This window comes from Aurantimonas coralicida DSM 14790, from assembly GCF_000421645.1.
In the GTDB taxonomy this organism is placed as follows: Bacteria; Pseudomonadota; Alphaproteobacteria; order Rhizobiales; family Rhizobiaceae; genus Aurantimonas; species Aurantimonas coralicida.
In genome coordinates, this window is sequence record NZ_ATXK01000004.1 from 107,461 (window position 1) to 118,946 (window position 11,486).

The following is an 11,486-nucleotide window of genomic DNA, read 5'->3' on the forward strand; positions in this document are numbered from 1 at the left end:
GGACACAAAAAAGCCGGCGCGAAGAGCGCCGGCTTTCCTGTTCGGACGGACCGGACGGTCCGCCGAAATCAGTTGAACTTGTAGGAGACCTTGGCGGTCACGGTGTGGAAGTCGAAATCGTCGTCGACGGCGAAATCGGTCGAGCCACCGACGCCACCGGCGAAGGGGCCGCCGTTCAGGCGCGTGTAACCCGAACCACCGAGGTTGGTGTAGAGATACTCGGCACCGAAGGACATGTTGTCGGTGAACTTCACTTCCATGCCGCCGCCGACGGTGTAGCCGAAGCTGTCCTCGTCCTCGGAAACGACGGCCGGCGTCGCGCCGGTCACGGCCGGGGAGTTGGTCGAGAACGAATAGTCGACGTCACCATAGGCCAGACCACCGGTGACATAGGCGAGGGCGCCCGGGGTCACGAGGTAACCGACGCGGGCGCGCACGGTGCCCAGATAGTTCAGCTCGCGGTCGGTCCGGTAATAGGCCGGGGTCGAGGAATCGGCGTTGGACGAGCGGGTGATGTCGATGGCGTTGATGTCGGCGAGGACACCGAAGACGACGCTGTCCATCTGGTAGTCGTAACCGATATGCGCGCCGCCGAGGAAGCTGGAGTCGACATTCGAGTCGAAGTTCGAGCCGAAGGCGGTCTGCACGGCCGAACCGCCGAAGGCGAAGCCGTTGGTGCGCAGGTCGACATTGTCGGGATCCTGCGGGTTGAACGCGCCGCCGCCCTGGACACCGAGATAGATGCCGGTCCAGCCGGACGCGACCGGGCTGATCTCCATCGGCGCCGGTGCCATCGGCTCTTCGTAGATCACGTCGGCGGCCTGGGCGTAGGTCGCGAAGGTCAGGGCGGTGGAGGCGGTCAGGATCGAGAGAAGGTAGGTGCGCATGGAATTCCTCGTTTGTTGATGTCCATGCTTATGCGGCGTTGTACTTGGTTCGCCTATGCCCGCTCTGCCACACCTGCGTATTCCCCGACTATCTTTGCATCACTGATGTGTGATGCCGAAATAAAACACCCGAATGCCGAGGCGCGCGCTAAGGCGGAAGACCGAAAAGAAAAGTAAAGCGGCGATCACATTCTTGCTACCGAGGCGTGATGCGAAGTGTTCCCGCCTAAGAAATATTGTGACGGCGCATAACGGAGGCCAAGCGGTCCAAGACGTGAGCTGCGAGGCCAGCCGTATGCTCACGCCGTCGTCGCGCGGCGGGAACTCAGGGAATAGTCGGGACTGACGGATGTGCCGGGGCAATCCCGCCTCGCGGTCGCACGGACGATCCGCGAGCGAATAGTCCGACGCGCGGTCCGCGGCTCTCAGCCTTCGGCCGCCGCTTCCCGCCATTCGGGCAGCGGGAAGATCCGGTCATAGGCCCAGTTGAAGGCGAAGGCGTAGACCGCATAGAACGCCGCGAAGCTCGCATCCATCAGGAAGGCCTGAACGATGCCGATCTCCAGATACAGCGCGATCACCGGCAGCAGGAAGGCGAGCAGGCAGGCCTCGAACACAATCGCATGGACGACCCGGATCAGCGGCGTCTTGCGGGTGGTGCCCCGCACGCGCTGCATCAGATGGTCGAAGCCCAGATTGTAGACGTAGTTCCACAGCGTCGCGATGGTCGCGCCGATGACCGTGACGACGCCGATATCGGCGAAGGGCACGTGGAACAGCCACGCCCCGGCCGGGGTGACGAGGGCCAGCCCGACGATCTCGAAGCTGACGGCGTGACGGATACGATCGGGAGTTGAGCGCATGGCGACCCTGCTTGTCCTGTGCCGGGTCGTCCCGGCGATATGATGGGAGGAAAAAGGAAGGTCGTCCTTCGCGGCGCATATGGCACCGCGGAGCGTCGATCGCAACCGGCATGCCCCGGCGCGAGCCGGGTCAGACGGTCATCGGCACAGCGTTTTATGGCGACGGTTCAGCCGTTGCGGCGGGCATCCGGCGACACGAGGATCGGGTCGCCATCGCCGAGGCGCATGGTCTCGTCTTCCACCGGCGGCGCCGGCTTGACGATGGCGCGTCCGTTGGACATGCGCACAGCCCCGTCCAGAACGAGCCTCAGGGCGTGGGGGTAGAGCCGGTGCTCGGCCCGCAACAGCCGCTCGGCGACGGTCTCCGGCGTGTCGCCCGGCACGAGGGCGATGGCCGCCTGCGCGATGATCGGGCCCTCGTCCATGCGGTCGGTGACGAAATGCACCGTGCAGCCATGGATGCGCATGCCGGCATTGATGGCGCGCTTGTGGGTGTCGAGGCCGGGAAACAGGGGCAGCAGGGACGGGTGGATATTGATCAGCCGGCCCTCGAAGCGTCGGACGAAATCGGCCGACAGCAGCCGCATGTAGCCGGCAAGGCACACCACGTCCGGCGCCATCTCGTCGAGTGCCCGGATCAGCGCTGCCTCGTGGGCGGCCCGGTCCGCATAGGCGGTCTGGTCGATGGCGACGGCCGGAATGTCGTAGCGCCGCGCGGTGTCGAGCCCGGGCGCGTCCGGCCGGTTGGACACGACGCCGGCGATCTGGCCGGGGTAGCCCGGGTCCATGCAGGCGGCGATCAGCGCACTCATGTTCGAGCCGCGGCCCGAAATGAGGACCGCGATCTTCTTGCGGCGCACCGCGTTCATGCCAGCGCCAGCGCGCCGTTGAAGGTCACCGCGGCGTCCTGGCGCGGGCGGATGCGCCCGAGCGGCACGACCGTCTCGCCAGCGCTCTGGAGAATGGCGCTGACGGCCGCGGCGTCCGCATCGGAGACCACCACGATCATCCCGATGCCGCAGTTGAAGGTGCGCAGCATCTCGGCTTCGGCGACGCCGCCCGCCTGGGCGAGCCAGCCGAAGACCGGCGGCACGGGAACCGCGAAGAGGTCGATGTCGGCGCGCATCGTGTCGGGCAGGACGCGCGGAATGTTTTCCACGAAGCCGCCGCCGGTGATGTGGGCGAGGGCCTTGATGCCGCGGGTTTCGGCAAAGGCGGCGAGCAGCGGCTTCACATAGATGCGGGTCGGCGCGATCAGCGTCTCGCCGAGGCTGCGATCGGCGTCGAAGGGGGCCGGATCGGAATAGCCGGCGCCGGAGCGCTCGACGATGCGGCGGACCAGCGAGTAGCCGTTGGAATGGACGCCCGACGAGGTGAGTCCGAGGATCATGTCGCCGGACTCGATATTGCCGGCCGGCAGGAGGCGGTCGCGCTCGACCGCGCCGACGGCGAAGCCGGCCAGGTCGTAATCCTTGTCGGCGTAGAGGCCGGGCATCTCGGCGGTCTCGCCGCCGATCAGCGCGCAACCGGCCTGCCGGCAGCCCTCGGCGATGCCCTTGACGATGGCCTCGCCCTCGCTCGGATCGAGCTTTCCGGTGGCGTAATAGTCGAGGAAGAAGAGCGGTTCGGCGCCCTGCACGACGAGATCGTTGACGCACATGGCGACGAGATCGACGCCGATCGTGTCGTGCAGCCCGGTCTCGATGGCGATCCGCAGCTTGGTGCCGACGCCATCATTGGCGGCGACCAGCAGCGGATCGTTAAAGCCGGCGGCCTTCAGGTCGAACAGGCCGCCAAACCCGCCGATCTCGCCATCGGCACCGCGCCGCGCCGTGGAGCGCACATGCGGCTTGATGCGTTGCACGAGATCGTTGCCCGCGTCGATGTCGACGCCCGCGTCGCGATAGGTCAGTGGAGTCGTTTCGGCCATGGTCCCCGCACCGTTTTGGTCGAGTTGACATGATCGCCGGCTGTGAGCAAGACCCGGCTTCCAATGCTAAGGATTGTCGCCATGGTACGACAATGACCGGCGACGGACCAAAACACGGCCCCGGGCACCCGCTGACCCTGCCGAACATCATCACGATTGCCCGCCTTTGCGGCGTGCCGGTGCTGATCTGGGCGCTGATCGAACGCGACTGGACGCTGGCCTTCGCGATCTTCGTCGTGGCCGGCCTCTCCGACGCGGTCGACGGCGTGATCGCGCGGCGCTGGAACCAGCAATCCGAACTCGGCCTCTATCTCGACCCCATTGCCGACAAGGTGCTGCTGGTCTCGGTCTTCGTTGGCCTGGCGCTGCTGGAGCGCTTGCCGGGCTGGCTGGCGATCGCGGTGGTCAGCCGCGACCTGCTGATCGTCGCCGCGGTGCTCCTGTCCTACGTCATGGGGCGGCCGGTCACGGTGCGGCCGCTGCTCATCTCCAAGCTCAATACCGTATCGCAGATCGTGCTGGCCGGCGTGGCCCTCGGCGAGCCGGCCTTCGGCCTGTCGCTGACCGCGGAAATCGAATTTCTGGTGGCGGTCACCGTGGTCTTGACCGGTGTGTCGGCCGCCGCCTATCTCGTTGATTGGCTTCGACACATGAACCCCAACGACGATCCGTCCGACCGCAGAGGCGACCCCCAATGACCGATCGAAGCGCGCTGATCCGGCGGCAGGTCCTGTTCTGGAGCGTGGCGGCGCTGGTCTCCATTCTCCTGCTGTGGGTATTCTCCGGAATCCTCCTGCCGTTCCTGGTCGGCATGGTGATCGCCTATTTCCTCGATCCGGTCGCCGACTGGTTCGAGCGGCGCGGCTTCTCGCGGCTGATGGCGACCATCGTCATCCTGATCCTGTTCGTCCTGTTCTTCGCCGCGGCGATCCTCGTCGTCGTGCCGGTGGTTGGTTCGCAGATCGCCAGTTTCGTCGAGCGCATCCCCGATTATCTCGATCGCCTGCAGGCGATTGCGGTCTCGGCCCGCAGCGGGCCGCTGGCCTTCCTGTTCACCGGGGAGGAGATGAACTTCAAGCAGGACTTCGCCCAGTTCGCCAGTGAAGGGACCGGCATCGTCACGACCTTCCTCGGCGGGCTGTGGTCGTCGTCGCTCGCCGTCGTCAATTTTGTCTCGCTGTTCATCGTCGCGCCGGTCGTTGCCTTCTATTTGCTGCTCGACTGGGACCGGATGGTCGACGAGATCGACGCCTGGACGCCGCGCCAGCATGTCGACACGGTCCGACGGCTTGCGCGGGAGATCGACCGGTCGGTGGCCGGCTTCGTGCGCGGGCAGGGCAGCGTCTGCCTGATCCTCGGCACGATCTATGGCGTCGGCCTGACGCTCACAGGATTGAATTTCGGCCTGCTGATCGGCCTGTTCGCCGGGTTGATCTCGTTCATCCCCTATGTCGGCTCGGCGATCGGCCTGATCCTGGCGCTGGGCGTGGCGCTGGTGCAGTTCTGGCCGGACTGGGTCTCGATCCTGATGGTCGCGGTGGTGTTCTTCGTCGGCCAGTTCTTCGAGGGCAACATCCTGCAGCCCAAGCTCGTCGGAGCCTCGGTCGGCCTGCATCCGGTCTGGCTGATGTTCGCCCTGTTCGCCTTCGGCGCCTTGTTCGGCTTCGTCGGCCTGCTGATTGCCGTGCCGGCCGCCGCGGCTGTCGGAGTGCTGGTGCGCTTTGCCCTGTCGCAATATCTGCAGAGCGAGATGTATTACGGTCGCACGCAGCCGCAGCAGCCCGCCGTCCAGATCGAGACGCAATCGGCGCCGCCCGCCGTCGGCACCGTGCCGCGCGGCGAGGCGGGCGAGTAGGACGCGATCGCGATGCCGACCCAGATCCCGCTCGAACTGCCGCATGCGGCCTCGCTCGCCCGCGAGGACCTGATCATGTCGCCGTCGAACCGGCTCGCCGTGGAGGCGATCGATTCCTGGCCGCATTGGCGGCATTCGGTGCTTCTGATCGTCGGGCCGCCGGGATCGGGCAAGACCCATCTTGCCAATGCGTGGAGCGAACGCGCCGGAGCGACGGTGGCGCGGCCCGGCGCGACCGAGGCGAGCCTTGCGGCCGCCGATTTTCGCGTGGTGGTGGACGATGCCGACCGGACGGCCCTGTCGGAGGCCGAACTGTTCGGCCTCGTCAATGCGGCCCGGCTGGGCGGCGGCAGCCTTTTGTTGACCTCGCGGGTGATGCCGCAGGCAATGAACGTCGCGACCGCCGATCTGCGCTCGCGCCTCGCCGCGGCGACCATCGCCGAACTCGGCGCGCCCGACGACGCGCTGCTGACCGGTGTGTTGATCAAGCTTTTCGCCGATCGCCAGATCGCCGTGTCGCCCCGGGCGGTGAACTATCTCGTGCAGCGCATGGAGCGCTCGCTGGATGCGGCCGGCTTCCTGGTGGCCGAGATCGACCGGGAGGCGCTGGCGACGCGCGAGCGGATCGGCACGCGATTGATCAAACGGGTGCTTGACCGCGGCACTGCGGCGATGCGTCATGCGACTGTCGCATCCGGCCGCTAACCGGCGGCGACGGAGGAGTTTGCATGGACGACACCACACCGCCCCGACCGGAACGCAAGCCGCGCGCGCCGCGGCGCCGTACGGCGACCCCGCGCAGCAATACCAGGGCATCCGCCACGGCGACGCCCGCTGAAAATACAGCGCCCGGCAACGGTGAGGCGAAGGATCTGGCGCGCACGCCGATCCGCCGCAGGCCTGCGAAAGCTCCGGCAAAGTCCGCGCTGACAGAGCAGCGGACCGCCGACAGCGTGAAGCCGGCGGATGCCGGCTCCGGTGCGCACAAGCCGGAGGAGGGCGCCCCGGCCGCCGCCTCGACCGACACACGGGTCAGCGAAGCCTCGGTCATCCTTGAGGCCCCGACGGCCGAGGTCGAGGCCCGCACGGCGGCGCAGAACCTGGCGGCCGAGACCGAGCTGCCGGCCGACCGCTTCGTCAATCGCGAGATTTCCTGGCTGCAGTTCAATCGCCGTGTGCTGGAGGAATCGCTCAATCCGGCGCATCCGCTCCTGGAGCGCGTGCGCTTCCTGTCGATCTCGGCCGACAATCTCGACGAGTTCTTCATGGTCCGCGTCGCCGGCCTCGCCGGTCAGGTGCGCGAGAAGATCTCGGTGCGCAGCATCGACGGGCTAACGCCCCAGGAACAGCTCAACCAGATCCTGATCGACGTTCACAATCTGCAGGAAGAGCAGCAGGCCTCGCTCGCCGAACTGGTGAAGACATTGCGCGAGGAGCGCATCCAGATCGTCGGCGCCGGCGATCTCAAGCGCGAGGACCGCGCCTGGCTGGAGAACCATTTCAACGAGACGATCTTCCCGGTGCTGACGCCGCTGTCGGTCGATCCGGCGCATCCGTTCCCGTTCATCCCCAATCTCGGCTTTTCGATCGCGCTGGCGCTGGTGCGCGAGCGCGATTCGCAGAAGATGAACGCCCTGCTGCGGCTGCCCGTGGCGCTGCAGCGCTTCATCCAGATGGAGCCGAACGCGGCGGGCATGACCCGCTTCGTGCCGCTGGAGAGCGTCGTCGCCCTGTTCATCGGCAAGCTCTTCCCCGGCTACCGGGTCAGCGGCGCCGGCACGTTCCGGATCATCCGCGACTCCGATATCGAGGTCGAGGAGGAGGCCGAGGATCTGGTGCGGCTGTTCGAGAGCGCGCTGAAGCGGCGCCGGCGCGGCTCGGTGATCCGTATCGAGTTCGATTCGGTGATGCCGGAATCGCTGCGCAACTTCGTCGCCAACGAGCTCGAGGTGCCCGATTCCCGGGTCTCGGTGCTCGACGGCATGCTGGCGCTCGATTCGGTGTCGCAGCTCTGCAAGCTGCCGCGCGACGACCTGAAGTTCACGCCTTACATCCCGCGCTTTCCCGAGCGCATTCGCGAACACAATGGCGACTGCTTCGCGGCGATCCGCGAGAAGGACATCATCGTCCACCACCCGTACGAATCCTTCGACGTGGTGGTGCAGTTCCTGCGCCAGGCGGCGCAGGACCCCAATGTCATCGCGATCAAGCAGACGCTCTACCGGACCTCGAACGATTCCCCGATCGTGCGGGCGCTCATCGACGCGGCGGAATCCGGCAAGTCGGTGACGGCGCTGGTCGAGCTGAAGGCCCGCTTCGACGAGGAGGCCAATATCCGCTGGGCGCGCGACCTGGAACGGGCCGGCGTGCAGGTGGTGTTCGGCTTCATCGAGAAGAAGACCCACGCCAAGCTGTCGCTGGTGGTGCGGCGCGAAGAGGGCAAGCTCGTCAACTTCGTCCATATCGGCACGGGCAACTACCACCCGATCACGGCGCGCATCTACACCGACCTGTCCTACTTCACGGCCGACCCGGCGATCGCCCACGACGTGCAGCTCGTGTTCAACTACATCACCGGCTATGCCGAGCCGACCGAGGTCAAGAAGCTGGCGATCTCGCCGCTGACGATGCGCAACCGCATCGTCGACCTGATCCGCGCCGAGGCCGAGCATGCCAAGGCCGGGCGGCCCGGCCAGATCTGGATGAAGATGAACTCGCTGGTCGATCCGGCGATCATCGACGCCCTCTACCGCGCCAGCCAGGTGGGCGTGGAGATCGACCTCATCGTGCGCGGCATCTGCTGCCTGCGCCCGCGCGTCACCGGCCTGTCCGACAACATCCGGGTGAAATCCATCGTCGGCCGTTTCCTGGAGCACAGCCGCATTTTCTGCTTCGGCAACGGCCAGGGGCTGCCCTCGGAGGGAGCGATCGTGTATCTGGGCTCGGCCGACATGATGCCGCGCAATCTCGACCGGCGGGTCGAGACGCTGGTGCCGATTTCCACGCCGACGGTCCACAGTCAGATCCTGTCCCAGATCATGCTGGGCAATATTCTGGACAATCAGCAGAGCTGGTCGGTAGCCGCGGACGGTACATCGCGCCATATCGTACCCTCGCCGGGCGAACAGCCGTTCAATGCCCAACGCTATTTCATGACAAATCCGAGTCTGTCGGGGCGCGGTAAAGCACTGAAGACGGATGCTCCAAAACTCATTGCAAGACAACGGGCAGAACATTCCCGGTTCGACTGAGCCGATCGCGCAGGGACGGCTGCAGGACCGTCAGCCGGTCGCGGTCGTCGATATCGGGTCGAACTCGGTTCGCCTGGTCATCTACGAAGGCAATTGCCGCTCGCTGACGGTGCTCTTCAACGAGAAGGTCCTGAGCGGTCTCGGCAAGGGGCTGGCGCGGACCAACCGGCTCGACCCGAAGGCCGTCGACAGTGCGCTCGCCGCGCTGTCGCGCTTTCGCCGGCTCGCCGCGCAGGCCAATGTGCGCGAGATCCATCCCATCGCGACGGCCGCCGCCCGCGAGGCCCAGAACGGGCCAGACTTCATCGCGGCGGCGGAAGCTGCGATCGGCTGCGAGATCGTCATCCTGTCGGGCGAGGACGAAGCCCGCTACGCGGCCGAGGGCGTCTTGTCGGGGTTCCACAATCCCAGCGGGGTCGGCGGCGATCTCGGCGGCGGCAGCCTGGAACTGGTGGACATCGACGCAGGCGGCTTCCAGGGCGGTCTGACCCTGCCGCTGGGCGGGCTGCGGCTGCGCGACCTCTCGGAAGGCGATCTGACGCGCGCCCAGGCGGTGGCCGAGAGCCATCTGTCGGCCTGCGCTCTGGCCGGCAAGGGCGAGGGGCGGCCGTTCTTCGCCGTCGGCGGCACCTGGCGCAATCTAGCCAAGCTGCACATGGAGCAGGAGAAATATCCCCTGCATGTGATGCACGGCTACGAGATCGACGCGGCCGGCATCGACGGTTTCCTCGACATGGTCGTGCGCACGCCGCCCGACAAGCTGCCGGGCATCGGCGCGGTCTCGAAGTCGCGCCGGCCGTTGCTGGCCTATGGCGCGGTGACGCTGAAGAGCATCATACGGCACCTGAAGCCGTCGAAGATCGTCCTGTCGGCGCTCGGGGTGCGCGAGGGCTACCTGCATTCGCTGCTGTCGCCGGAAGAGCGGGCCAAGGACCCGCTGCTGGAATCGGCCCGCGAATTGTCGATCCTGCGCTCACGCTCGCCCGATCATGCCCGCGAACTCGTGGAGTGGAGCCGGCGCACCTTCGAGGCCTTCGGCATCGACGAGACGCCGGCCGAGGAACGGCTGCGCCAGGCCGCCTGCCTCCTCGCCGACATCGGCTGGCGGGCGCATCCCGACTATCGCGGCAAGCAGTCGCTCTCGATCATCGCCCATGCCGCGTTCCCGGCGGTCGATCATCGCGGGCGCGTCTATCTTGGACTGACCAATTACTATCGCCACGAAGGCAGCTTCGAGCAGGTGCACCTGCCGGAGATCGAACGCCTCGTGGACGACCGGCTGATGCGCCGGGCGCGCATTCTCGGCTCGCTGTTCCGGGTGGCCTATCTGCTGACCGCCTCGATGCCCGGCGTCCTCGACCAGATCAAATGGGCCCAGGACCCGCGTGGCGGCTTTACACTGGTGATCCCGCAGCACCTGGCCGATCTCGTCGGCGAGCGCCCGGAAGGGCGCCTGCAGCAATTTGCCAAGGTCGTGGAGAAGACCCTACGCATGGAAGTGCGCTGAGAGGCCCGATCGCCGCGTCAGAGCGCGACGATCTCTACCTTGCGGTTACGATAGACGAGAGCGGTTTCGCCCTTCAGGAGGTTCAGCGCACGGTCGCCGAAAATTTCGCGGCGCCAGCCGTCCATCGCGGCGATGGGGGCCTCGTCGCCCTTCCAGGCGAGCTTCTCCAGGTCGTCGCCCGAGGCGATCATCTTGGCGGCGACGCCGTTCTCCTCGACGACGATCTTCAGGAGCACCTTCAGGAACTCGACGGCCGCCGCCGTGCCTTCGGGAAGCTGCGGCGGGCGCGGGATCGACGGCAGGTCGGCGCGCGGCACGGCCTGCGCGCGCTGTACGGCGGCGACGATCTCGCGGCCGGCATTGCTGCGCTCGAAGCCCCGCGGGATCGTCCGCAGCCGCGACAGCGACTGTTCGTCGGTCGGCGCCTGCTGGGCAATCTCGTAGATCGCGTCGTCCTTGAGGATGCGGCCGCGCGGCTTGTCGGCCTCGCGCGCCTCGCGCTCGCGCCAGGCCGCGACTTCCTTGAGGATCTGCAGTTCGATCGGCTTGCGCACCCGCAGCTTCAGGCGGCGCCAGGCGTCGTCGGGATGCAGATCGTAGGTCGCCGGATCGGTGAGGACGGCCATCTCCTCGTCTACCCAGCGCGTGCGACCCTTTTCGGCGAGCTGCGCGGAGAGGAAGCGGTAGACGTCGCGCAGATAGGTCACGTCGGCCAGCGCGTAGGCGAGCTGCTGGTCGCTCAGCGGACGCCGGCGCCAGTCGGTGAAGCGCGACGTCTTGTCGATGCGGCCGTCGGTGGTGCGCGCCACGAGCTGGTCGTAGGCGATCGACTCGCCGAAGCCGCAGACCATGGCGGCGACCTGGGTATCGAACAGCGGCACCGGGATGATGTTGCCGAGCTTGTGAATGATCTCGACGTCCTGCCGGGCGGCGTGGAAGACCTTCACGATGCGCTCGTCGCGCATCAGATCGAAGAACGGCGCCAGGTCGAGGCCGTCCGCCAGCGGATCGACCAGCACGGCCAGATCGTCCGACGCCATCTGGATGAGGCAGAGCTCGGGCCAGAAGGTGGTCTCGCGGATGAATTCGGTGTCCACGGTGACGAATTCGGCGGCGGCGAGCCGCGAACAGGCTTCGGACAATTCGGCGGTGGTGGTGATCGTATGCATGGCCATCCTTTAGACCGATCCGCG

10 protein-coding genes are annotated in these 11,486 nt (G+C 66.7%); 5 read left to right on the plus strand and 5 right to left on the minus strand.

Going from position 1 to position 11,486, the window contains the following annotated elements; all coding sequences use genetic code 11:
• Positions 1–68: 68 nt before the first annotated feature.
• From H536_RS0111015 to purM, 4 genes are all read right to left on the minus strand, one after another.
• Entirely contained in the window at positions 69–887 is an 819-nt protein-coding gene (locus tag H536_RS0111015; protein ID WP_024350526.1) for an outer membrane protein, read from the minus strand.
• A 425-nt stretch (positions 888–1,312) separates the two neighbouring features.
• The gene (locus H536_RS0111020; protein ID WP_024350527.1) at positions 1,313–1,750 is read right to left on the minus strand and encodes a PACE efflux transporter; all 438 of its coding nucleotides are present in this window, start codon (positions 1,748–1,750) and stop codon (positions 1,313–1,315) included.
• Between the two features lie 167 nt (positions 1,751–1,917).
• Positions 1,918–2,619 (minus strand): phosphoribosylglycinamide formyltransferase, encoded by a 702-nt coding sequence (purN, locus tag H536_RS0111025; RefSeq protein WP_009209408.1) that lies wholly within the window; start codon positions 2,617–2,619, stop codon positions 1,918–1,920.
• A complete protein-coding gene (gene purM / locus H536_RS0111030) occupies positions 2,616–3,680 on the minus strand; it encodes a phosphoribosylformylglycinamidine cyclo-ligase (protein WP_024350528.1) in 1,065 nt (354 codons plus the stop codon). Before purM ends, purN begins: the two co-directional genes overlap by 4 nt.
• A gap of 92 nt (positions 3,681–3,772) precedes the next feature.
• On the opposite strand from purM, the gene H536_RS0111035 reads away from it, so the two are divergent.
• Genes H536_RS0111035 through H536_RS0111055 form a run of 5 tightly spaced genes read left to right on the plus strand, consistent with a single transcriptional unit; the run spans position 3,773 to position 10,293 of the window.
• Positions 3,773–4,378: a CDP-alcohol phosphatidyltransferase family protein gene (locus tag H536_RS0111035; protein ID WP_029703074.1), complete on the plus strand. Its 606-nt coding sequence runs from the start codon at positions 3,773–3,775 to the stop codon at positions 4,376–4,378.
• Positions 4,375–5,535, plus strand: a complete 1,161-nt coding sequence (locus tag H536_RS0111040; protein WP_024350530.1) for an AI-2E family transporter — start codon at positions 4,375–4,377, stop codon at positions 5,533–5,535. Before H536_RS0111035 ends, H536_RS0111040 begins: the two co-directional genes overlap by 4 nt.
• 12 nt (positions 5,536–5,547) lie before the next feature.
• On the plus strand, positions 5,548–6,240 hold the full coding sequence (locus H536_RS0111045; protein WP_024350531.1) for a P-loop NTPase family protein: 693 nt from the start codon (positions 5,548–5,550) through the stop codon (positions 6,238–6,240).
• A gap of 23 nt (positions 6,241–6,263) precedes the next feature.
• A complete protein-coding gene (locus H536_RS0111050) occupies positions 6,264–8,786 on the plus strand; it encodes an RNA degradosome polyphosphate kinase (protein WP_024350532.1) in 2,523 nt (840 codons plus the stop codon).
• A complete protein-coding gene (locus tag H536_RS0111055) occupies positions 8,749–10,293 on the plus strand; it encodes a Ppx/GppA family phosphatase (protein WP_024350533.1) in 1,545 nt (514 codons plus the stop codon). The genes H536_RS0111050 and H536_RS0111055 overlap by 38 nt, the downstream gene beginning before the upstream one ends.
• 17 nt (positions 10,294–10,310) lie before the next feature.
• Here H536_RS0111055 and rnd read toward each other — a convergent pair whose 3' ends face one another.
• Positions 10,311–11,462: a ribonuclease D gene (rnd, locus tag H536_RS0111060; RefSeq protein WP_024350534.1), complete on the minus strand. Its 1,152-nt coding sequence runs from the start codon at positions 11,460–11,462 to the stop codon at positions 10,311–10,313.
• Positions 11,463–11,486 lie beyond the last annotated feature (24 nt).

Coding starts and splice junctions, on each gene's coding strand:
- purM (WP_024350528.1), bottom strand. CDS start 3,680: ATGGCCGAAACGACTCCACTGACCTATCGCGACGCGGGCGTCGACATC.
- purN (WP_009209408.1), bottom strand. CDS start 2,619: ATGAACGCGGTGCGCCGCAAGAAGATCGCGGTCCTCATTTCGGGCCGC.
- H536_RS0111035 (WP_029703074.1), top strand. CDS start 3,773: ATGACCGGCGACGGACCAAAACACGGCCCCGGGCACCCGCTGACCCTG.
- H536_RS0111045 (WP_024350531.1), top strand. CDS start 5,548: ATGCCGACCCAGATCCCGCTCGAACTGCCGCATGCGGCCTCGCTCGCC.
- H536_RS0111040 (WP_024350530.1), top strand. CDS start 4,375: ATGACCGATCGAAGCGCGCTGATCCGGCGGCAGGTCCTGTTCTGGAGC.
- H536_RS0111050 (WP_024350532.1), top strand. CDS start 6,264: ATGGACGACACCACACCGCCCCGACCGGAACGCAAGCCGCGCGCGCCG.
- rnd (WP_024350534.1), bottom strand. CDS start 11,462: ATGCATACGATCACCACCACCGCCGAATTGTCCGAAGCCTGTTCGCGG.
- H536_RS0111015 (WP_024350526.1), bottom strand. CDS start 887: ATGCGCACCTACCTTCTCTCGATCCTGACCGCCTCCACCGCCCTGACC.
- H536_RS0111020 (WP_024350527.1), bottom strand. CDS start 1,750: ATGCGCTCAACTCCCGATCGTATCCGTCACGCCGTCAGCTTCGAGATC.